General features: G+C 40.5%; 18 protein-coding genes and 1 pseudogene. 9 read left to right on the top strand and 10 right to left on the bottom strand.

Translation table 11 applies throughout. The features are described 5' to 3' along the window. Positions 1-198 precede the first annotated feature (198 nt). From NA23_RS04300 to NA23_RS04280, 5 genes are all read left to right on the top strand, one after another. Positions 199-1392: a class I SAM-dependent rRNA methyltransferase gene (locus NA23_RS04300; protein ID WP_033190978.1), complete on the top strand. Its 1194-nt coding sequence runs from the start codon at positions 199-201 to the stop codon at positions 1390-1392. A gap of 62 nt (positions 1393-1454) precedes the next feature. After that, positions 1455-3305: an outer membrane protein assembly factor BamB family protein gene (locus tag NA23_RS04295; protein WP_236938595.1), complete on the top strand. Its 1851-nt coding sequence runs from the start codon at positions 1455-1457 to the stop codon at positions 3303-3305. 41 nt (positions 3306-3346) lie between these two features. Then, positions 3347-3898, top strand: a complete 552-nt coding sequence (locus NA23_RS04290; protein ID WP_033190979.1) for an NUDIX hydrolase — start codon at positions 3347-3349, stop codon at positions 3896-3898. A gap of 3 nt (positions 3899-3901) precedes the next feature. Then, positions 3902-5425, top strand: a complete 1524-nt coding sequence (locus NA23_RS04285) for a YifB family Mg chelatase-like AAA ATPase (RefSeq protein WP_033190980.1) — start codon at positions 3902-3904, stop codon at positions 5423-5425. 31 nt (positions 5426-5456) lie between these two features. Further along, positions 5457-6926: a carboxypeptidase M32 gene (locus tag NA23_RS04280; protein ID WP_033190981.1), complete on the top strand. Its 1470-nt coding sequence runs from the start codon at positions 5457-5459 to the stop codon at positions 6924-6926. 171 nt (positions 6927-7097) lie between these two features. Here NA23_RS04280 and NA23_RS04275 read toward each other — a convergent pair whose 3' ends face one another. The 7 genes from NA23_RS04275 to NA23_RS04245 all read right to left on the bottom strand — a co-directional run bounded on the left by NA23_RS04275 (position 7098) and on the right by NA23_RS04245 (position 14537). Then, positions 7098-7793: a redox-sensing transcriptional repressor Rex gene (locus tag NA23_RS04275; RefSeq protein ID WP_033190982.1), complete on the bottom strand. Its 696-nt coding sequence runs from the start codon at positions 7791-7793 to the stop codon at positions 7098-7100. Beyond that, positions 7741-9747, bottom strand: coding sequence for a [FeFe] hydrogenase, group A (locus NA23_RS04270; protein WP_033190983.1), 2007 nt, complete (start codon positions 9745-9747; stop codon positions 7741-7743). The genes NA23_RS04275 and NA23_RS04270 overlap by 53 nt, the downstream gene beginning before the upstream one ends. Positions 9748-9784: 37 nt before the next feature. Beyond that, positions 9785-11689: an NADH-quinone oxidoreductase subunit NuoF gene (locus NA23_RS04265; RefSeq protein ID WP_236938590.1), complete on the bottom strand. Its 1905-nt coding sequence runs from the start codon at positions 11687-11689 to the stop codon at positions 9785-9787. Continuing rightward, entirely contained in the window at positions 11686-12168 is a 483-nt protein-coding gene (gene nuoE, locus NA23_RS04260; RefSeq protein ID WP_090222966.1) for an NADH-quinone oxidoreductase subunit NuoE, read from the bottom strand. The genes NA23_RS04265 and nuoE overlap by 4 nt, the downstream gene beginning before the upstream one ends. A gap of 301 nt (positions 12169-12469) precedes the next feature. Beyond that, positions 12470-13192 (bottom strand): LytR/AlgR family response regulator transcription factor, encoded by a 723-nt coding sequence (locus tag NA23_RS04255; protein ID WP_052107031.1) that lies wholly within the window; start codon positions 13190-13192, stop codon positions 12470-12472. Next, positions 13185-14204, bottom strand: coding sequence for a sensor histidine kinase (locus NA23_RS04250; protein ID WP_236938685.1), 1020 nt, complete (start codon positions 14202-14204; stop codon positions 13185-13187). The genes NA23_RS04255 and NA23_RS04250 overlap by 8 nt, the downstream gene beginning before the upstream one ends. A 30-nt stretch (positions 14205-14234) precedes the next feature. Continuing rightward, on the bottom strand, positions 14235-14537 hold the full coding sequence (locus NA23_RS04245; RefSeq protein ID WP_249477144.1) for a hypothetical protein: 303 nt from the start codon (positions 14535-14537) through the stop codon (positions 14235-14237). Between NA23_RS04245 and NA23_RS04240 the strand changes: the two genes are divergently transcribed. Next, complete coding sequence (locus NA23_RS04240) at positions 14519-14893, top strand: redox-sensing transcriptional repressor Rex (protein WP_342636989.1); 375 nt, start codon at positions 14519-14521, stop codon at positions 14891-14893. The two genes, NA23_RS04245 and NA23_RS04240, sit on opposite strands and share 19 nt — an antisense overlap. Before the next feature lie 155 nt (positions 14894-15048). On the opposite strand, the pseudogene NA23_RS04235 reads toward NA23_RS04240, so the two are convergent. The 3 genes and pseudogenes from NA23_RS04235 to NA23_RS04230 all read right to left on the bottom strand — a co-directional run bounded on the left by NA23_RS04235 (position 15049) and on the right by NA23_RS04230 (position 18992). Next, a pseudogene (locus tag NA23_RS04235) lies at positions 15049-17582 on the bottom strand (adenosylcobalamin-dependent ribonucleoside-diphosphate reductase). 170 nt (positions 17583-17752) lie between these two features. Further along, positions 17753-17953, bottom strand: a complete 201-nt coding sequence (locus NA23_RS10610; RefSeq protein ID WP_275060692.1) for a hypothetical protein — start codon at positions 17951-17953, stop codon at positions 17753-17755. Continuing rightward, positions 17943-18992, bottom strand: a complete 1050-nt coding sequence (locus NA23_RS04230) for an MFS transporter (protein ID WP_275060691.1) — start codon at positions 18990-18992, stop codon at positions 17943-17945. The genes NA23_RS10610 and NA23_RS04230 overlap by 11 nt, the downstream gene beginning before the upstream one ends. 300 nt (positions 18993-19292) lie before the next feature. Here NA23_RS04230 and NA23_RS04225 point away from each other — a divergent pair, with 300 nt between their 5' ends. Genes NA23_RS04225 through NA23_RS04215 form a run of 3 tightly spaced genes read left to right on the top strand, consistent with a single transcriptional unit; the run spans position 19293 to position 23855 of the window. Then, positions 19293-21149: a beta-galactosidase gene (locus NA23_RS04225; RefSeq protein WP_033190994.1), complete on the top strand. Its 1857-nt coding sequence runs from the start codon at positions 19293-19295 to the stop codon at positions 21147-21149. Positions 21150-21154: 5 nt separating this feature from the next. Next, complete coding sequence (locus tag NA23_RS04220; RefSeq protein ID WP_033192377.1) at positions 21155-22159, top strand: LacI family DNA-binding transcriptional regulator; 1005 nt, start codon at positions 21155-21157, stop codon at positions 22157-22159. 28 nt (positions 22160-22187) lie between these two features. After that, the gene (locus NA23_RS04215) at positions 22188-23855 is read left to right on the top strand and encodes a glycoside hydrolase family 36 protein (RefSeq protein WP_033190995.1); all 1668 of its coding nucleotides are present in this window, start codon (positions 22188-22190) and stop codon (positions 23853-23855) included. Positions 23856-23864: the final 9 nt, after the last annotated feature.

Raw genomic sequence — 23864 nt, 5'->3', positions numbered from 1 at the left:
AATCCTTTTAACCAGTAACAAAAAATTCTGAAATCATTCGCTATGAGAATTTTATCGTGTTTTACCGTTGAGAACACTTAATACCAAAACTTTGCTCAGTTTTTTTCTGAATACTGACAGAATTGAGAAAAATCAAACGTATGTTATAATCTAAGTAACAAGAACACTTGAACGATTTAACAAGAGGTGAAGCAAACTGTGGATAGAAGAGTAGCAAAAGTAATACTGAAAAGGGATATTAAACGACGTGTATTGAATGGTCATCCCTGGGTTTACGATAACGAGATAGAGAGAATAGAGGGTAATTTTGAAGATGGAGATATAGTCTATGTACACTCATTCGCCAATCAGTTTATTGGAATTGGATATATCAATACAAAATCAAAGATCACGGTCAGATTACTCTCCAGAAAGTCTGTGGAAATCAACAGAGAATTCATCATGAACAGGATCTTAGACGCTATCAAAAACAGATACAGTATCGCCAAGGAAAATGCATATAGAGTCATATTTGGCGAGGCCGATGGATTACCTGGACTTATCGTCGATAAGTTTGACAAATACCTCTCTGTTCAATTCAATACGCTCGGAATTAACAAATTGAAAAACACAATTTTAGATGTTCTCATAGAGATTTTTTCGCCAACTGGGATACACGAAAGGACGGAAGGTAGCGCGGTCAAAAAGGAAGGGCTTGAAGAATTTTCTGGGTGGATTTATGGTTCTGGTCCAGAACTTATACCATTTGAGATAAACGGGATCAAATTTTTGGCGGACACAAAAGGGCAAAAAACAGGAGCCTTTTTAGACCAACGTGAGAACGCGAGAAAACTCAGAGATTTTGCTCAGAACAAGGTCTGTCTTGACTGTTTTTCGTACACAGGGAATTTTGGAATGCATTTACTCAGTGGTGGAGCAAAGCATGTGACTTTCGTTGATTATTCAGATCGTGCTATTGAAATTGCAAGACAGATTGCAAAACTGAACGGTTTTGATGAAAGCAGAACGGAATTTGTGGTTGGAAATGCTTTTGATTATTTGAAAAACGCTTACGTGAAAACAAAAAAGTACGACGTCGTTGTTCTTGACCCACCATCCTTTGCAAAGAGTGCATCCAGTCGCGACGCAGCATTTAAAGGTTACAAAGAAATCAATTACCGGAGTATGAGAATACTGAAAGACGACGGACTACTGGCTACAGCTTCTTGTACTCAGGTTGTATCACAAAGTGAGTTCGAATCTATCCTAGTTGATGCCGCTATAGATGCAAAGGTATTTGCTCGATTGATTTACAGAGGTGGACAACCAATCGACCATCCACAAGTTTACAATATTCTTGAAACCATGTATCTCAAGTTTTTGATATTGCAGATTTCATCACTAGACAAGTGAGGAGTAATGATATAATAAAAAACTGAAACGTGCAACAAGTTGATGTTAGGGGGTTAAACATTGTGAGAATACATCTTGCTCTTATCACCATCCTTACATTGATGTTCTTAGCTCTTACCAGCTTACACTTTGCTGGTGCACTTATTGTCACTACAACAGGTATTGTTGACGAAGCAGGTAATGTCGTCAAAAACATAACTGCTCTGGATGTTCTCTTCGACGGTACCCAGTACTATTACATAACCTCAGATGGTATCTATTCATTAGACGGCAAGATAAAAATAGACATTAAAGGTGCTCAGCGCGTTGGGACAAACTACGCCTTATCAAATTTAAAGGTATACAAAATTGAAAAGGGAACGGCGACAAGTATTGGAACTGTGTCATCAAAGATGAAGAGTATTTACGTAGTTTCAGATTACATAATTGGAATTGAGAATAACCAAGTTGTTTGCTATTATGCTGGGAACATTGTATGGTCTATGCCAACGGACGCTTCATATTTAAAAGTTTCAGAACCGTACATGGCAGTTTTTGGGTTGCAAACGCAACTTTTTAATATTTCCAACCCCCGGTTCGCGAAACTTGAAAGAATTTACCCCAAGTTTTCCGATTATGTCTATTTTTCAGGATACCATGTGTTCAGCGACGGATCCAAGATCTATTTTTACAAAGGAACGGCAAGGTTAAGTACGACGTTTCCCTACAGGGGAACACTCTTAACAGATGGAAAATATCTGTACTCTGGAAACCTCTTAGTTACAAGTGACTTAGCCCAAAAAGATCTGAAATTCACTGTTAAATCTTTAGTTCCTGTTGACACTGGTGAAAAAGAAGAAACTACAGTGGTTGAGGAACATTCAATCGTGCAACCCCCTGTTTCTACCCAAGTTACAACAGCACCCTCAGCATCGCAGAAGCAACCCAGTGAAGAGCAGCAAAAAAAGGAAGAGACCACAGTTGTAAAACCATCCGAATCGACTCAGCCACCGAAAACTCCGAAGTTGTTCGAACTACTTTGGAAAGTTGTTTTAAATGATACCATATCAGGTAAACCAGCAGTAAAAGAAGACGTTGCGTATGTACCTACAACGAAAGGCTCGGTTATCGCTGTAGATGGCGGGAAGATTGCCTGGTCATACAAAACCAGCTTTGTTATAACTGGTCATGTGACGGTTGGTAATCATATATACGTTGTGGCATGGGATGATACAGTTTACGCTTTGAATGAGGATGGAACTCTTGCTTGGAAGCTTTCACTTGACAGTGATATCGCTTACGGACCTGCTTGGGACGGATATTTGCTTTATGTGGTTACAGACAAAGGAACCCTTTATGTTATTAAAGACGAAGGCAAATCCGGGGTTATAAAGAATTCATACAAAGTAGGAACATATCCTTCGATACCACCATCAGTTTCACTTGCGGGAAAGGTGTATGTTGTCGATGGTGCTGGAAACTTGTGGAGAGACAAAACCGTGGATAGTTTTGCTGGAAAGCCAAAAAATCTACCGATATACTTGGAAACACCATATGTTAGTAAACAAGTTGGATTCTCACTTATCGATGAATATGGTAATGTCTATGAATTCATACCAATGAAAGACAAAACCGAGGTTTCTAAGGGTAGAAGCGCATTCCTAACTTTCCAATCAGAGATCGTGGATGCTGTTCTTGGTAAACAACATCTGTACGTTATTGACTCGAACGGGAAGCTTCAAATTATAGACAAAGATACTAAAAAGGTGCTGTTTACAGATACTGTTCCCAGTGGGAGATACTTAAGTTTGAGCAAAGGATATTTATTTGTCTTTGGTAAAGAGGTTCGGTGTTATTACGTTAATGACACACCGTCTGGATACTGGAATAGTCTTTATGGGAACTCTATGAACTGGAATTCTGCTGTGAAATAAAAGAAATTAAGAGAAACAAATCTGAAAATTGAGGTGGGGGCTTGAAGAGGTTTCTGGGTGAATTCAATTACTACGCGGTGTGCGTACCGGTATATGAGAGCAAAATCCTTTTTGAAGTGAGGTCTGAGAATATCCCACAGCCTCTGGAGGTATCTTTTCCGGGTGGACACATTGAGATGAACGAAGAACCTTATGAGGCAGCACTCAGAGAACTCAAAGAAGAAACCGGACTTCGAACAGTCGATTTTCTTTTCGAAGTAGAACCGCTGGTAACACCGTTTAACTCAGTTATCTATCCGTTTGTCGTTGCTGTGGACATTAACGAACTTCGGATAAATACTAATGAAGTAAAAGAGACGTTTTTGGTTCCTATTGAACACTTTCAAAGGCCCTATTCTATTGGAATTGTAGACGTCGAACTAAAACCACGCGAAGACTTTCCATTTCATCTCATAGCTTTTGGAAGAAACTACAACTGGAAGCGAGGGATTTACAAGGTCATTTTTTATAAATACGGAGATTACATCATCTGGGGGATAACCGCCAAAATAGCACAAAGAACCTACGAACTTATGAAAGAACGAGGGGGATAGGGGATGTTTTTTTGCACAAAATCAGCGGTTATTGTTGGAATAACTCCGCTTCTAGTCGATGTGGAAGTGGACATAAATCAACGAAGTGTGAAAAGGGATATCAACATCGTTGGGTTACCGGATACCGCTGTTAAGGAGAGCAAACAGAGGATTTTAAGTGCTTTCAAGAACTCTAATATTTCAGTACCAGATGGTCTAATTACCGTTAATTTGGCACCCAGTGACGTAAAGAAGGAAGGAACGTTCTTAGATTTTGCCATTGCCTTGGCGATCTTAGGTGCTGCGAAGTATATCCCACCTTTCAACTCAGTTGTTATCGGAGAACTTGGGCTGGATGGAACCGTCAAAAAGGTCAAAGGTGTCCTTCCGATCTTGTTGGAATTTCAAAACTCCTCGACATCTTTTATAATCCCTGCAGATAACATCCCTGAAGCTACGGCTACAAAAGCGAATTTTCTTGCTTTCAAAAGCCTGTACGAAGCAGTACAGTCAATAAAGACCAATCAATTCCCACGCATCTTGTACGAAATACCTATTCTACAGGATGATGCATACGAGGTTGACTTTTCAGAGATCCGCGGACATTTAGTTCCGAAGCGTGCACTTGAAGTCGCCGCAAGTGGTGGTCACAATGTGCTGATGGTAGGACCTCCGGGCACAGGAAAGACGATGTTTGCGAGGAGATTTCCGACCATACTACCTCCAATGAGCGAACACGAAATCATTGAAACTTCCAAAATATACAGTGCCATAGGTCTTTTGGACTCGAAACTTGTAACGAAAAGGCCGTTCCGAAGTCCTCACCATACCTCCAGTGCTGTAGCGGTAATCGGTGGAGGTACCAACGTGAAACCGGGAGAAGTCACACTCGCACATAACGGTGTGCTCTTTTTGGATGAGCTTCCTGAATTCCGAAGAGATGTCTTAGAAGCATTACGTGAACCGCTTGAGGATGGTGTGGTAACGGTTTCGCGTTCAAAGGCGACACATGTTTTTCCCGCTTCTTTCCAATTAATTGCCGCTATGAACCCATGTCCCTGCGGATACTATGGAGACAAAGAGATAGCATGCAAATGTTCGCCATACGAAATCAAAAGGTACTGGAAAAACATCTCTGGCCCAATACTCGACAGAATAGACATACAAATCCAAGTTCCCAGAATCTCTTATGATGAGATGCGGGGTAAAGTTCAGCAAACAAATGGAGAGTCAAGCGCTCAAATTCGCGAAAGGGTTGTAAGAGCACGGGAAAGACAACTACGTAGGTACAAGGAAGAAAATATAAAGCTCAACGCGAAATTGACGCACAGGATGGTTGAGAAATACATTAAGTTAGACGATAAGGCGGAAGATATTTTAAAAATATACGCTACCAAATACAGACTCTCGGGAAGAGCTCTGGACAAAATATTGAAAGTTTCAAGAACGATCGCTGATCTCAATGGAGACGAGATCGTCGATGCAAAGGATGTTAGTGAGGCCTTACAGTACAGATTAAACAATATCGAATCAGATTTCATCCTGTGAAGTACAAGAATTTTATATAGGAGGAAGATTTATGGAAGAACTAAAAAGCTATTACAAACGTGTCGCTAAGTACTACAGCGCAGCCGCATTGCTTTACTGGGATATGCAAACGTATATGCCAAAAGATGCAGGACCGTACAGAGCGGAAGTGCTATCGGAAATTGGAACGTACGCTTTTAAACAAATAACTGACGACGCTCTCGGAAAACTGTTGGAAACAGCTCAACCACAAAGTGAAATCGACGAGAAGCTAGTCTATGTAGGAAAGAAGGAATACTACAAGTACAAAAAAGTTCCTCCTGAACTATTTCAAGAGATTATGATAACATCAACAATGCTAGAGCAAAAGTGGGAAATTGCTAAACCGCGTGGTGATTTCGAAGAAGTAAGACCTTTGCTTGAAAAAATTGTCGATCTCAGTAGAAAATACGCAGACATTTTAGGTTACGAAGGTGAACCGTACAACGCGTTACTCGACCTATACGAACCCGGAATGAAGGCAGAAGAAGTGGATCAGATATTCAGTAAAGTCAGAGATTTTATAGTGGAAGTGCTCGAAAAAATCGAAAGGTTGCCAAAATCAGAGGATCCGTTCAATAGAGAAATCGGGGTAGATAAGCAAAAAGAATTCAGCAACTGGCTGCTTCACTATCTCAAGTACGATTTTACCAAGGGAAGGTTGGATGTATCAGCGCATCCTTTCACCAATCCAATAGGTCTAAACGATGTACGCATAACAACAAGGTACATAGTTAATGACATCAGAAATTCCATATACTCTACGATACACGAATTTGGGCACGCACTGTACGCACTTTCAATTCCTACCGAGTTCTACGGTCTACCAATTGGTAGCAGCGCCTCATACGGTTTCGACGAGAGTCAATCGCGCTTTTGGGAAAATGTAGTTGGCAGAAGCTTGGCATTTTGGAAAGGGATTTATAGCAAATTCATAGAAATTGTTCCCGAGATGCGGGGATATTCGGTTGAAGAATTATGGAGGGCGGTGAACAGAGTCCAAAGGTCGTTCATTAGAACCGAAGCGGACGAAGTTACGTACAACCTGCACATAATCATCCGTTTTGAGATTGAACGCGAGCTAATCAACGGTGAACTGAGTGTTAAAGACGTCCCAGACAAGTGGAACGAGCTCTACAAAAAATACCTGGGGCTGGATGTGCCAAACAATACGCTTGGTTGTATGCAAGATCCACATTGGTTCGGCGGGAATTTTGGTTATTTTCCAACTTATGCACTTGGCAACCTTTATGCTGCTCAGATATTTGAAAAATTAAAAGAAGAAATAAACTTTGAAGAAGTTGTTTCAGCTGGTAATTTTGAGATCATTAAAAACTTCCTGAAAGAGAAGATCCATTCGAAGGGTAAAATGTACGAACCAAGCGACTTGATTAAAATCGTGACTGGCAAACCGCTGTCTTACGAATCTTTCGTGAGATACATTAAGGATAAGTACTCCAAAGTGTATGAGATAGAGCTTTAAGCTCCTGTTCAAGAGTCTAAAGTGCCGAGGGCTTTTAAAAAATAAGCCCTCGGTGTTTTTTATAAAAAAATCCCCCGGTTGACAACCGGGGTGGGAAGGTGTGGTGGCCGTTGTGAGGTCGTTCCTCACTATATATGTGCGTGGCGCACAATTACGTTAATCTAGCAAAATTTACTTCGGGGATGATTCTTTAACACTGTTTAGTTCTTCAGCTTTTATTCTTTCTTTTTCCGCAAGCATGTGTTTTAATCCGAGCAATCCTCTTGTTATATCCTCGTTTTGGACAATTACCTCTGCTGGTACGTCTAATATCCTTGTAGAAAAGTTCCACAGCGCTTTAACTCCGTGGCTAACCAGCAGATCTGCTACCTGCTGAGCTGAACTTTCTGGAACACAAATGGCTGCGATTTTTACTTTAAATCTACGAATGACCCTGGACAAATCTTTCAGTGGTAACACCATGAGTTCTCCAACCATTGTTCCAATCTTTTTTGGATCGTTGTCAAATATTGCGGCGACTCTTATACCTATGTTCTTAAATCCTTTGTAATTTGCAAGTGCACTACCAAGGTGACCAGCTCCGATGATTATAATATTCTCATCAACACCTGTTCCGAAGAGCTCATCGAGTTCGTCAAGTAATTCCTTTATCACGTACCCAACCTTGGGTTTGCCCTTAGTCTCAAGGAACGAGAAATCCTTTCTTACTTGTTCCGGTGTGATACGGAGCATCTCTGCAATCTCTTCGGATAATACATATGACTTACCTTCAGCGTGGAGCTGACTCAAGAGTGCATGGTACAATTTTAAACGTTCAAACGTCGCTTTTGGAAATCTCAAGATCCCCTTTCGCTCTTCCAAGCTCATTTAAAGCCACCTCTTTTACTTTTTCGACTGTTGCTTCGGATACTATTATATCATTTACCAGAACGTTTGGTGCTTTTCCACAGTTCTCTACACAGAATGTTCCCTTTATCTCTAAATTCTTCGCCCATTCTTCTTTATTTGCTGCCGAAATGAGCTTTTCGAGGATTTCGTACGAACCTTTTGAATAACACGAGGTACCCAAACAAACGCTGACCTTTACTTTGTCTTCAGATTCTTCTGGAAGTGGTAGTATATCGATTTCCTCTTCTTGAACCCTTCTTCTGTGTTTGTAGTGCGTGTGAATTACCTCATGTGCTTCATGGCTAAGTGGTTTTTTCAGATATTTCTCGTACAACTGTAACATGTGGAAGTTTTCTGTTGGTGATATAAGCACATCGATGCTTTGGACTTCTTTTAGTATTCTCGCTCTCCTTTCCCTTGTTCTCACATCGTTTGGATATGGCTGACCGCCGCCACCGATACATCCGTAGTTACATGCCATCACTTCAACGATATCTACATCAAGTTCTCCAGTTTTTATCGAATCAACTATCTTACGCGTATTTCCAAGTCCGAAGACTGCAATGGCTTTAACAACTTTTCCGTTGCTCAGTTCTAACGTTGTTAGCCTTACACCTTCAGATAGTTGCTTTGTTTCCAGGTTCTTTATACCAATGAATTCGTCTACAACATTAACAACACTTCCGAGCACTCCGCCACTTTTTCCAAAGCTGAGACCAGATTGCGATGAGAGTCCAAATGGCCTATCAAATGGTTCGGGATCTACTGTTCTTATATCAATTCCAGTTGACTTAATCACCTTCACAACTTCCCTTGTTGTAAGAACAACATCAACATCACCTTGGAATTCTTCCCTTTCGGCTTCGAATTTTTTTGCTGTACACGGCATTATCGAGACAAGGAAAATATCTTTTGGATCCACACCTATTTCTTTTGCATAGAACCTCTTGATAATTGCGCCGAGTGCCATTTGAGGTGATTTAACGCTTGATAGGTGGTTCAAATACTCTGGATAGTACTGTTCTGCGAATTTGACCCACCCTGGGCAACAGGATGTGAACTGTGGTAACTTCTCACCTTTCTCCAGTCTTTCGATGAACTCGTGTGCTTCTTCGTAAGTAACGAGGTCTGCTGCGAATGCAACGTCAAAAACTTTCTTGAATCCAATCATCTTAAGGAGAGATACCATTCTACCTGCTGCGGCAACATCGTCTTCCAATCCGAATTCTTCTTGCAAAGATGCTCGAACAGCAGGAGCAACCATTCCTATCACATATTTTCCTTCTTCAATGGCTTTGTAAACTTTATCTACATCGTTCCTTATCGCTAGTGCACCGGTTGGACAGTAAGCAACACATTGTCCGCAGAGAACACATTCTGTATTCTCGAGTTTTTCTTCAAACGATGGAACAACCTGTGCTTCGAAACCTCTGTAGGCAAAATCTATAGCAGCTATGGACTGAATTTCATCACATGCTCTTACACAATCTCCACAAAGGATACACTTTGCATTGTCTCTAACGATAACAGATGATCTATCTGTTATAGTCTTCTTCGAAATCTTCTCGAATCGGTTGTTTGTTAACCCAAATTCCTGGGCGTACTTTTGCAGCTTACATTTTCCGTTCATCTCACATGTTGTACAATCACCGTCGTGAGATGCGAGTAAGAGCTGGAGTATACCTTTCCTCATTTCGTAAATCTTAGGTGTATGTGTCTTTATTATCATTCCTTCTCTTGGCTGGAGCGTACAAGACGTAACTATATCCTTTCCGTCCACTTCCACAAGACACATTCTACAAGCTCCATAAATTGATGTCTCTGAGAGGTAACAAAGATTTGGAATTTCAATACCGACCTCTCTAAGAGCTTCGAGCACGTTCCTTGCATCATCGCGGATTTCTATTTCTCTACCGTTAACGATTATCCTCATTATCCATCACCCTCCCAAAGTGCCAGTTCCTTGAAAATCATCCAACCAATTCAATAGCGCCGAACTTACATTTTGTGACACACAGGCCGCACTTGATACACTTTTCCTGGTCTATTACATATGGTTTTCCTCTTTCACCACTTATCGCACCATTTGGACAGCTTCTTGCGCACAAGCTACAGCTCTTACACTTTTCAGGTATTATCACGTACTTCTTGAATGCTGTACACATTCCACTTGGACATTTGCCTTCAATGTGCTCGATGTACTCGGGCCTAAAGTACTTAAGAGTACTGATTATCGGGTTCGGGGCAGTTTTTCCAAGACCACAGAGTGAAGCGGTTTTGATAATTTCGGAAAGATATTCAAGGTTCTCCAGGTCTTCGTACGTTGCTTTACCTTGTGTGAACTTTTCCAAAATATTGTAAGCTTGCATTGTTCCTTCTCTACATGGCACACACTTACCGCATGATTCACGTTTTGTGAAATCTAAGAAGAACCTTGCTACTTCCACCATACACCTGTCGTCTGTTATTGCGACTATACCACCTGAACCTACCATTGCGCCAACAGATTTCAGAGAATCGTAGTCGAGTGGAAGGTCGAAGAGTTCTTCTGGTAAACAGGCACCAGATGGCCCACCAATTTGGATTGCTTTTATCTTTCTGCCGTTTGATGTTCCACCACATATGTTTTCAAGAATGTATCTGATTGTGGTACCGAATTGTATTTCGATGATACCCGTCAATTTGAGAGGACCTGTGACCGAGAACATCTTTGTTCCGGGTGAATTCTCAACACCACGTTTTCTATAGTTTTCAACGCCATCCCTTATTATCTTAGGAACATTAGCGTACGATTCGACGTTGTTGATAAGAGTTGGTTTCCCCCAAAGACCTGATTGCGCTGGGAATGGTGGTCTTGGTCTTGGAACACCGCGTTTACCTTCGATGGAGGCAAGAAGCGCTGTTTCCTCACCACAGACGAATGCACCAGCACCTTCTTTGACGTACAGGTCGAATGAGAAGTCTGTTCCAAGTATGCTCTTACCAAGAAGCCCGTATCTCTTTGCATCTTCTATAGCCTTATTAAACATTTCAACGGCTATCGGATATTCTGCTCTTATGTACGCATAGCCTTTTCTTGCGCCTATTGCATATGCTGCGATGATCATACCTTCAAGAACGGAATGTGGGTCCCTTTCAAGAAGTGTTCTGTTCATGAAAGCTCCTGGGTCACCTTCGTCAGCGTTACAAACGACATACTTAATGTCTCCTTGACTCTTGTACGCTGCTTCCCATTTCAATCCTGTTGGGAATCCTCCACCACCACGACCGCGCAAACCGGAGGCTTTTATCAGATTGATTATCTCAAGTCTATCCATTCCAGAAAGCACTTTTGCAAGTGATGAGTAACCGCCACGTGCCATGTAATCTTCTATACTTTCACATTCACTTGTTCCAACAGCTTCCATTATGTAGAAGGTCTGGTTCTTGAAAAAAGTAGCATCCTCTAACCTCTCAACCTTATTGTCGGTAATCGGATCCGTGAGAAGCAGCCGTTCAATAGCTTCCCCTTTGAGCAGTGTCCTTTCAACAATCTCTTCAACATCGTTAACTGTGACATGGCTGTATGTGATTCCAGACGGCATTATCTTTACGAGGGGGCCCAACGAACAAAGACCACAGCATCCGGTTTTCTTCACTGGTTCGTCATCATCGTCGATTTTTTCAATCTTTATATCAAGCCCTTTTGCCTTGATTACTTCGACAAACTTCGCGTAAACCTTTCTTGACCCACTTGCTGTACATCCAGTTCCAACACAGACGTACACGCAAGGCTTTTGGAGTTTCCTTTCCCTCTTCTCCTTGAGTTTTTCTATAAAATCAAACAATTCTTGTGGACTCTTCAATACCGGTTCATTTGCGATAACTGTGCTCATTGTTCTTCCTCCTTCCTTTCCTTGAGCTTTCTAAGAATCTCCTTGACCTTTTCACCGGTGAGCTTTCCGTAAACCTCATCGTTTATAACCATTGCCGGGGCGAGAGCACATGCACCGAGACAACCTACTTTATCGAGACTGAACTTCAAGTCAGGTGTGACCTCTCCGGGTTTAATACCTATTTCTTCTTCTATTGCTTTAACAAGGCTCATTGAACCTTCCATATGGCAGGCTGTTCCGTCACAGATGAGGATTGTGTACTCACCCTTTGGTTTCAGAGAGAATTGAGCATAAAATGTGGCAACACCATAAATCTTTGCAGGAGGAATACCAAGCGCTGTACCGATGTAGTTCACAACATCCCTTGGAATATGTCTGTACTCTTTCTGGACTTCTAGCAAGATCTTGATGAGCATCTCTTTTTTGTATTCGTACTTCTTCAAAATCTCCTCAACTTTACTGTAAGTTCTGGTGATCATCGCCACACCTCCACAAGATTTGAATTGTTAACTGCAGAAATTCTAGATCCTTGCTTTCATTCCTTGACCAATCTATTGTTCAACGTCTCATTTCTCATTGTTCATTGCTTATCAAAGGAAATCAGATCAGGTACACAAGCTTATTCGTGATAGTTTTCACGAATATAATATGATAAGAATTAATTTTTGTCAAGAGGAAAATTAGAAATTTTTCACGAACACTCTAGCGGTACGTAGATAAGTAGAAAGCGGTGCAAAGATTAGGATGGATAAAGAAGGAGAGAATAAGACATGAAAACAATCACTCTTTAAATCCTATACGGCGAAAGAATTCTGGTTTGTAGTTCCTTGAAAGATTAACTTCATCGCCGTTGTCAAGCACGATTATATAAGAGCCTTGGAACCATTTTTTGATTTTCGATATGTGTTTTATGGAAATAACATAACTTTTGTGGACTTGTATGAAATCAGTGGCTGGTAACTTATTCATTAGCGTATGTAGTGGAGTTGAACATTCAAATCTGCCATCTTTGGTTATAATACGGACAGTCCTGTTTTCGGCTTCAAGATAGATTATTTCTTTTATCTCTATCAAGAGTATTTCATCACCGTGTTTAACAGGCAGTTTGGAAAGTTGTTGTATGTAGTACTGAAGACTATATTTTTTTACACCAATCTTAGAAATTCTTTCGATAGTTTTGCTTAACCTTTCTTTTGAAACGGGTTTGAGTACGTAGTCGATAGCGCCTTCCTCAAATGCCTTTATCGTGTATTCATCGTACGCTGTTACAAATACTACATGTGGGGAGTACACCAATTTTCCAAGGACTTCAAATATTAGTTTATCACCAACGTTTATATCTAAGAAGAGTACTTCAGGCTGAATACTATTTGCTTTCTCGATAAAGTCTTCGCAGTTGTATGATTCAAAGAGTATGTCAATACTGCTGTCTATTTCTTTTAAAATCCTTTTCATTCGTTCCATAGCATTTGGCTCATCTTCAACAATACCACAGCTAAACATTCAGCTCACTACCCTTCGATAATGGAATAAGAAGAGAAACGCATGTACTGTTACCATCAGTTTTTGCAAAAATCTTGCCACCTATGAGTTCGAGTTGCTTCAAAACTATTGACAACCCAGTTCCGAAATTCTCAGGTGTGATTTCTCTCTTTGGAGTTCCAGTGTTCTTAATGATTATTTCTAAAGTATCCTCTTGTTCGCACACATTGATTTCAAGCTTGCCGCCAGAATTTCCCTTGATTCCGTACTTTATCGCGTTTTCCACTACAGGTTGAGTTATTCCTGACGGAACGATTCTCTTTTTGGCTGAGTCTTCGATATTTATCGCATAATCAAAAGTCAAGGAGCTCATCATTTCTTTTTGTATAAGTACATATTGCTCTATGAAAGCCAGTTCTTCATCTATGCTCCACTGTCTTTTGAATTTTAACACAGAGCGGTAATAATCAGAGACCATAATGGTGAACTCTTCAGCTCTGTCCGGATTTTTTCTTACAGCCTCGGCTAAGAAGTTGAATGTGTTAAATACAAAGTGTGGATTTAATTTTGTTCTGAGCAGATCCATGTTAAGATTCTGAAGTTCCTTCTCCAGCGAAAGTCTTCTCAATTTTTCTTTTAACGCGGATAGATAACTCGCTATCGATATGGATAGAAAAACAGTGAGTAACCAAAATGCGTCGTTAACATCTAACCTTCTGCTGTGAAAATACGTTATTCTCAGAATTACTTCTGATAAAGAAAAGCTTAAAGTAAAAGAGTACGATAGATTTATGAGGTCATAAAGAAGCTTTTTTAACGCGCTCTGTTCTGATCTATAAAGCTTCCGAAACACTAAAAAGAGCAACATTATAGAATTCATTAGTACAAAAGATAATACAAAGGGAGTGTAGTAATTCTTGAATTCTACCGCTCTTAGCAGCGTTAAGAACCATATTAATATTGAAATCTCGACAACCGCAACCTTCCATAAAAGGTTTAATTTCATATACGCTGATCTACCTGCGCTTAGCACTCTTTTCAAAAGTATTCTCCCCTTAGCATCTCAAAAATTCTTTGGAATCATGCTGGGAAATCTTTTTTCCAGGTTTTCTAAGTAACCTTTGCTGTCCTTAATGTTTCTAAGTTTATCCACGTAGAACGAGAATTTTACGATATCTTTTTTAAGTCCATAGGTGTATGCAAGAATGTAAGTCAATTTTTTCTCAACCTCCGCGTCCAATTTCACTCTTTCTTTAAATAGCAGAAGAAACTCACCATCTTCAATTAAAACATCTTGTGCGACTCTATTACTTTCGACAAATTTAAAGAACGCTTCTATCCTGATTAATCTTACTTCCAAGTGCACTTGCAAATTATCCTGGGTTAATAAAGCACAAATTCCGTGTTGTTGCGATTTTTGATAACGACAGAGAAAAAGTTGGTAAAAAGATAGCCGGTATACAGGTATCTCATATCAGTGAATTGGAGCAAAAAGTTAAGGATATGGATATAGAAATCGCAGTTATTGCTGTTCCTGAGAGTGCAGCTCAGTACGTAGCTGAACAGGTTGAAGAGGCAGGAATCAAAGGCATAGTAAATTTCTCCCCTATCAAGCTGAGAACGAAAATACCTGTGGAAGATGTTGATATAACTCTATCATTTGAAACGTTAGCTTACATGATTCTGAAAAACTCTCCTGTAGAATCAGAAAAGGAAGAATAAAACAAAAATGAAAAATTCACTCCGAATGGAATAGCAGTGGATTATTGGTATTGAGTCTTCGCCAATAGCAAACAGGTCCATATGAGAAGGTTAACTTGTTAGATCAGAATAAGACCACCCCATCCAGGGGTGGTCTTATTGTTTTTGTTCTATTATTAACTACATTTACTCCATCCACATTTCCTACAGCTTGTACATCCTTCTTGTTTTATAATACTGTTCTTCGATAAACACGATGGACAATAGGTATTTCCATCTGCGTCCACGTAATATCCTTCCGCCCATTCTAAGCCATTAGCTGTTACGAATTTTTCAATCTCTTCTGCGGTCTTTGCCGACCCGTCTATCACGAATGTGTCTATGCTTTCAGCAGGTGTTTCTCCCCAAAGTTCTACAAAGTCATCAATTGCGCTTTTGATCTCCTTTGCCAAAGCAGGTGTGTAAGTTCCTTTAACCTTCCTTAATTGTTCTAATATTTCTTCTGCAGAAACTCCTGCACGCAATGCAATTGAGCTCAATCTTCCAATAGCTTCTGCTAATTCCGTTCCGTTTGAGAGGAATATTTCCACTGCTTCTCCGTTGTCATCGAAACTGACGGTAATGTACGTAGTGCCTGTATCGGTCTTGAACTTTCTTGTGACACTTCTGAGCGTATCCTTTCTCGGCTTCGGTCTCAGCTTATGCTTTTCATCCAGTACAAAGAACTGAACTTTTGGTGCGTCTTTTGTCTTCAGATTCTTTGCTGATGTAAGCACCTGTGTTTGGAGTGAACCGTCACGGTAAACTGTTAAACCGCGAATGTTGAGTTTTAATGCTTCAAGGAATATATTTAAGACATCTTCCTCAGTTGCACTGTTTGGCATGTTTATTGTCTTTGAAATGTTATTGTCAACATATCTTTGGAACGCATCCTGCATTAACAAGTGGTCCATTGGAGAAATATCCATTGCGGTTACAAACACTTTCTTGATATGTTCTGGCACTTCTGGTATGTCTTTAAGAGAACCCTTTTCAACCAAGCGTTCCTTGATCTTTTCCAAGATCTCCTTATCAAGCTTTTGCTCCAAGACTCTATTGATGTAGAACAGAGCTTCTTTACCACCGTCATGTTTATTCATGTATCGTACATAGGCAAGTAAGAAGTTTGGCTCTAGTCCGCTGCTTGTATCCGCGATATTTGAAATAGAACCAGTTGGTGCTATTGTAAGTACCGCAACGTTTCTTTTACCGTATTTTGATTCGGCAAATACTTTTTTCAATTCATCGTCAAATTTACTCATACCCATTGCAAACGGAGCGAAGCCTTCTTCGAGGTAGTATCTACTTTTTTCAAATAATGGGAAACTTCCTTTCTCTTGTGCCAATCTGTTAGATTCGCGATGGCCTTGCACTGCCATATATGCTGTCATATCCGCTGCAAATTGTCTTCCCTCAGGAGAATCGTAGGGTATATCCAAAAGATAAAGTAGGTCAGCAAAACCCATGATGCCGAGACCTATTCTTCTACTGTCTTTGACTGCCTTTGTTATCTTTTCCAGTGGGAAGACGTTGACATCTATAACATTGTCAAGGAATCTAACTGCGAGCCTTGTTGCTTCACCAAATGCTTCCCAATCAAATTTGCCGTCCATAAAGAACTTAGCTACATCAATCGAACCCAAGTTACATGCTTCATATGGTGCAAGTCCTATCTCGCCACATGGGTTGGTACTTTCAATGACCATTTCTGGGTACATTGCATAGTATTTGTTCATCTCACTTAAGAACGCGAGTCCTGGATCTCCAGTCTTCCAAGCGTTCTTTGCCATTTTCTTAATGAGTTCTCGAACCTTTACTTTCTTTGTGGTGCTGCATTTTGGATGTTTAAGTTCAATTTCTCCATCTTCCATGTAAAGTTTCAGTAGTTCTTCTCTGGACATCGTAATTCCAACAGATATATTGAAAAATTTGAGAACCTTTTCACCGTCGTGCCTTCTTTTGCAGTAATAAATTCTTCTATATCCGGATGGTCGATGTTGAGAATTCCCATTAAAGCTCCACGTCGCCTGTAACCCTGTTCGACAACGCCGACTGCTGAGTTGAAGACGTGCATAAAAGACACAGGACCACTTGCTTGACCATGTGTTCCAGCTACAAAGCTACCTTTGGGTCGCAGCCTTGAAAAGTTGCTTCCGATACCGCCACCGGCTTTGGTGATGAGAGCGTATTCCTTTACGGCATCGAAAATACCTTCTATGCTGTCTTCAACGGGCACGACAAAGCATGCCGAAAGCATATGCAGGTGGTTTCTGGTGTTGTAAATTTCCCAGTAGTCTTCCAATGTCATCTCTTCGATAGGTTTCCACAACAACTCGTGCCTGACTCCCATACCAGCATTAAACAGCGTCGGGCTGTTAGGAACGAATATTCTTGAAAGCAAAAAGTTATAAAAAGTTTCCTCCCAGAACTTCACTTCATCAAGCTTTTCGCCTTCACTCTTTCCTTGCATAGCAGGGTTATTTACCAATTCCGCCGTTGCTATAACCCGTGCTACTCTACGGCAGATGTCAGACCATTTGTTTTCGAGGTACTCCCCTGCTGGCGTTTTTAAGAAATACCTCTCGGAAAGTATTTTGTAGGCATTTTTTGATGGTTCTACACCTTTCCAGTAACCGATAAACTTTTCCAACGCACCATAAACGACCGACATAATACGGTCCCTCCCCGAAGTTTACTCCAGACAAACACTTATTCCTCGACTCAGCGACGTATATTATACCACATCTTGTGGTTTGATTGCAATAGTATACAACGAATTGTGGAATTTTTCTCTCGATGAGCTAAGAGAAGAGAGAGGGGGGTTATTCAACATATCCAGCCTTATTGGATGTTTTTCGGTTCTTTTGCAGGGTTGACTAGCGAGAATAGTCTTGAAATCGAGAAGATGAGTAATATCAGACCGGCAAAAGTGTAAACGCTCCTAACTCCTATGGCATTTCCCAACAACCCTAAAATAAACGTTCCAGTTGGAGAGCCCCCGGTGTTGAGGAATGAATAGAGTGATATCGTTCTACCTTTCATGTTCGATGGTGAGAGTAGTTGTGTCCTGCTGTTCGTTATGTTGAAAAAACGAAGATTGACACGCACCTATAAAAAATGCTGCGTAAGGCGTTAGAGCCGGTCTTAAAGCTGCAGCCAATATGCTCGAACCTATTACTAAAAGCAAGAAATCTTCCTTCATCCTTATCAAACGTTCTGGATTAATTGCTGCAACTACGTTAGCACCTACGAATGCACCAACCCCCATCATTCCCATGATGATACCGTAACCGAGTATGTCAGATTTGACTACACTTTTCACAAAGGCCTGCATCAGCATACCAAAAGGCATACCGAAAAGTGAATACATCGTCAAACCAACGAAAGTCTTTATAAGCACAGCATTAGTAGAGACATATCGAACTCCCTCAACAAGGTCAACGAAAAATTTTTTGAAACTGGCGTGACTTGAAGTTCTACTGTGGTTGTCAGGAATTACCATTAAGGCAATGATTAAAGGCAGGAATGAAAGAGCGTTAATAACAAAGCCAAACTCAAGACCGTAATACTTTACAACAAATCCTGCTATCGTTGGTCCTACCATCCTAGCAACATTGAAAATCATCGAATGTAGTGCAAGAGCGTTTGGCAAAACATCCTTTGGAACGATGTCGGATATAAAGGTATTTCTGGAAGGTAGATAAAAACCGCTCGTAATCCCCATCAGAAGGCTAAGAGATAGCAGAAAGAAAGGACTGAGCAAACCTTTCCAGACTAGATATGCCATAAAGAACGCATTGGCAGCATCGAGCAATTGAGTGTAGAGTAGTATGGTCTTCGGTCCAAACCAATCAATGAGCACCCCTGCGACAGGTGAAAAAAATACGGACGGGAAGCCTTTTAGGAAGGCAATAAGCCCAATAAAACCTGCTGCTTTACTCTCTGGAAACAGATTAACAGCCACCCAACCTCTAAGCGTTGTGTCTATCCATGTTCCAATTAATGAAATGCTTTGAGCAATCCAAAAATTTCGATAGTGCCTATTCTTTAAAGCCCTATAAGGATTCATCACTCTACTCATTTAGATACCTCGCTTGCAGGAAAACCATTTAATTCGTTTCACGAACCATTTTAGCACTATCTATTCTCGATTTCAACTGAGCAAATTATCGATTGGATATGATTAGGAAATCTTTCCGCTTTTAAATTTGTATAATTACCCAAATCTGCCAATATCGATTGTTTGAAATTCCAAGAATTTTTGATTAAATATCACTGATATGTTCGGTAACGTTACCGAATAATATTGAAAAAGTACTTGGGCATGGCTTAACTTAGAGATGAGGACGTATAAAATAAAGATTTTGAGGAGGTTATTAACATGGACATTTATGGTGCTGATTATTATCCTGAACACTGGGACAAGTCATATTGGACAAAGCACATTGAGTTGATGAAAGCGTACGGTATTGAATGGGTGAGAATAGGCGAATTCATGTGGAGTGTAGTTGAACCAAAAGACGGTGAGTTTGATTTCTCTTTGCTCGATGAGGCAATAGAACTTCTTAGTAAAAACGGTATCAAAATAATTCTGGGAACGCCAACAGCAACTCCTCCAGCATGGCTCATCAATAAGTACCCTGAAATTCTTCCAAAGGATTGGGGAGGAAGGACAAGAGGGTTCGGAAGTCGAAGACATTACTCGTTGAATTCCAAAGTGTACTTGGATTATGCGTTGAGAATAGTCGAACAATACGCATCAAGGTATGGCGACACAATTGATCTTTGGCAGATCGACAATGAATTTGGATGCCACGGCACCACGTACAGTTTTACCGACGATGACCTTAAGGCCTTCCGAGAATGGTTGAAAGAAAAATATGGAACACTTGAGAACCTGAACAAACGTTGGGGAACGGTTTTCTGGAGTCAAACGTACAACGACTGGGATGAGATAGTTTTCCCAATAAACACTCCAACATTTGAGAATCCTCACCAAATGCTTGATATTTACAGATTCATGTCCGATAGTTCTATAAGGTTCCTAAGAATGCAAGTTGAACTGATTAGGAAATACTCTGCAAAGCCGATAACGCATAATTTTATGGTTGATTTCATGGATTTGGACTACCGAAAGATGGCTAAGTATATCGATTTTGTCTCATGGGATAACTACATTGCAACTGAAGAATACGATCCTTTAAGACAATCGGCGAATCATTCTCTGATGAGATCACTTAAACATCAGCCGTTCTTGGTTATAGAACAGCAACCTGGAAGGGTGAACTGGAGGCAGGTTAACAATAACTACAAGCCCGAATACCTCGCAATGTGGACCAAGCAAGCGTATCTGAACGGAGCTATGGGAGTTATGCCGTTTCGGTTTGAACAAATCCGTTTTGGAGCTGAGCAATACCATGCGGGTTTACTGGACTACAACGGAAGACCAACGAAAAGATTGGAAGCTTATTCACAGGTTCGCAACGAAACTTCTGGAATATTGTATCCAGAACCGGAAGTAGCAATTTACTTCGATTATGAAAATGAATGGATACACAGAATAAACCACCTGAATCGAAATTTCAGATATTGGGATGCACTTGTGGATATCTACAAAGCTGTTAAGAACTTGGGATACAACGTGGAATTCGTATTCAAAGATGATGAAATAGACAGGTACGACGTTCTAATAATTCCTTATGCCTCGTACATTTCTGAATCCTTCACCGAAAAAGTAAGAAAGTTCAATGGCCCCGTTTATATGACAGCGATGTCTGGAATAAAGGATGAGTACAACTGGATTACTGAGAGGATGCCTTGGAACCTTATTGACGAATTCGGGATCGAGGTTACAGACTTTGGTGCAATCACAAGCGATGAGGCGTATGTTTTTGCACAACCTGTTACAACAACCTTCTGGAAAGACGAAATAGAAGTTGGCAACGCGAAAGTTATCGGATGCTTTAAAGATGGAAGTCCATTTATAACGGTCAAAGGTAACCGTTACTATGTGGGGGCTGTTCTCGATGAATACGGTTGGAAGTTGTTATTGTCCGAAGTTCTGAAGCCAAGGATTTCTGGATACGGTTATGAAATAACAAATGTAAACGAAGATGGTGCCAACAAGACATACGTTTTGAACATATTACCAAATGAAACTAAGATATATATCGATGGTCAATTACAAACGCTGGCACCATTTCAACTTAGGCTTACCATTAGACAAGAGAATTTCTAGGGGTGATGCATTTGAAGAAATTCGTTACCATACGTGATGTTGCTAAAGCAGCCGGTGTTTCGATAAACACAGTGTCCAGAGCACTCAACAATAAACCTGATATAAACAAGGAAACGAAAGAGAAAGTTCTGAAAGTAGCCAAGGAACTTGGGTACATAAAGGATGCTACCGCAACATCCCTAAGATACGGATTGACAAAAGTTATAGGCGTAATCTTAGAAGATAGTTCGAATCCATTTTATTCAGAAGTACTCAAGGCGGTAGAGATGGCAGCACGAAGACGAGGCTTCAACGTCATATTCATGAACACGGAAAAAGATTACGAATTAGAGGAAGAAGCTGTGAGAACTATGCTCAGTAGGAGGGTCGATGGAATTATCATTGCTCCTACGCAAGAAAAGAGTGGAGATATACAACTGCTCATGAAAGCCTCTGTTCCATTTGTAATTCTTGGTGTTCACTTTGATGAGATTGAACTGCCAGAGGTTTACAGTAATGATGTCAGGGGGAGCTACTTGGCAGTGAGCCATCTGATCGAAAGAGGCAGGAAAAAGATAGTCTACCTCAGCGGATTTTTGTACAAATCGGTTGCGCGAATGAGACTCGAGGGCTACAGAAAAGCTCTTCATGAACACCTGATCCCATTTGACCAAAGCTACGTCTTTGAGGTCGAAGAAGGTGTGGAGAACTCGTATCGAAAGATGATTGAAATCATAGAATCAGGGTTGGAGTTCGATGGGGTATTTTGTTTCAACGATATTTCTGCAATCGGTGCAATTCAAGCACTCCGAGAAAAGGGTTATCTTGTTCCGAAAGACGTATCAGTTGTTGGATACGACGACATCGCTTTTGCTCACTTCATACAGCCGAGGCTGACAACCGTTCGTATAGATAAGCAAAGAGAAGGTGAGCAGGCGTTTGAATTGCTTTACGAGATGATCAAAAGAAAAGAAATCGTAAACAAACAAATAGTATTGGATGTGGAACTTGTTGTAAGGGAGACGACATAATGATCTATTTCAAAGGAGTGTGAGAAGAATGTATGTATCAAGCCTGAGTGAAATCCGTAAAATAATGGGCTATCGTCAGTGTGACGGTTACGAAATACTCTTAGAAGTTTCGAAGATTCCTTCAGGATACAAAATTACAGGAGAAGTGAAGGGAAGAGTTGATGATGTTGAACTTTTCTCGTTTCCAAGACCAGACAAAGTTCTTGTAAACAATTGGCAATCTTGGGGACCGGCAAGAGTAATCACAAAGGAGTTTAAGCTTGATTTCCCAAAAGAACTGATTCAAAAATTCGGTTTCAGTGCATCGATAATGCCTGAAGTTTATTTTAACAACCTTATCAGTGATTATTTCATAGCTTCAGAAGAATTTGTAATAGGTGCTCTGAAATCCCAAATAGGACATGTTTATTTTAGACTCAACGATGATAACGTATCTGTTCATTCAAGATACTTCGGTAAAACGTTCCATGAATGGACACCTATTGAGCCAGTGGTTATCCTAAATCTCGCTCCAGACGATGGACTTTTCTACTACGCTGAATTAATCGCTAAAGAAAACGATATTGCCTTTTCATCCCATAATCCTATTGGCTGGTCAAGTTGGTATCAATATTATCTTGATTATGACTACCAAAAGATGGTTTCCGACTTAGATAAATCAAAAGAACTAGATCTGGGCTATGAGGTTTTCCAAATAGATGATGCGTGGGAAGTCGACATCGGAGATTGGATACCAAACGAAAAGTTCCCAAGTCTGAAAGAAATGGCCGATAAGATAGCATCATACGGTTACAAGCCTGGTATATGGCTAGCACCTTTCAGTATCTCTGAAACTTCAAGCGTGTTTAAAAACCATCCTGACTGGCTTGTTAAGGATGAATATGGCCTGCCTGTTGTTGCATACGAAAACTGGAACAAGAAGATTTATGCACTTGACACAACACATCCTGAGGCAATTGAATGGTTGAGGAAACTTTTTATTACATTAAAAGAAAGCGGATTTGATTACTTCAAGATTGACTTTCTTTTCGCAGGAGCGATCCAAGGTAGAAGATATGCAGAGAACACTTCTCCAGTTGAAGCGTACAGAAACGGGTTAAAGGTTATTCGAGAAGCCGTGGGAGATTCATTTGTGCTCGGTTGCGGTGCACCACTACTACCAAGTGTCGGTTTTGTTGATGGTATGCGTATTGGAGCCGATACAGCTCCTTACTGGGATCCAAATGCACCGGATATAGGCTATCCAAATGCATATTACGCTCTTAGAAATGTAATCACCCGCGCTTTTATGAACAATATTTTGTGGTGGAACGACCCAGATTGCCTTATGCTTAGAAAAGAAGATACGCAAATCAACGATGCTCAAAGAGAACTCTACACTTTGGTTTCTTTATTCCTAGACAATATGATAATTCAAAGCGACAATCTCTCGTACGAAATTGACATGAAACTCTGGAAACTTATCAAGAAGTATAAAACCTACGGACGTAGGAGATTCAAAATCAAAGGTCTAATTGACGGAAAATATACAATAACAAGTTGCGGAGTAAACGGTTGTGATGAAGTGATTATTGAAGAACTTACTATCCCACAATACATGGTCAGTTACGATACACCGAGGGTCGAACTGAAAAAGATAGTAGAAAAGAGGACAGACGGCAGAACTTTCAATTACTATGAAGAAACACATCAGTAGTATAGCGAA

This window comes from Fervidobacterium islandicum, from assembly GCF_000767275.3.
In the GTDB taxonomy this organism is placed as follows: Bacteria; Thermotogota; Thermotogae; order Thermotogales; family Fervidobacteriaceae; genus Fervidobacterium; species Fervidobacterium islandicum.
This window is presented reverse-complemented; position numbering and strand designations above follow the sequence as displayed.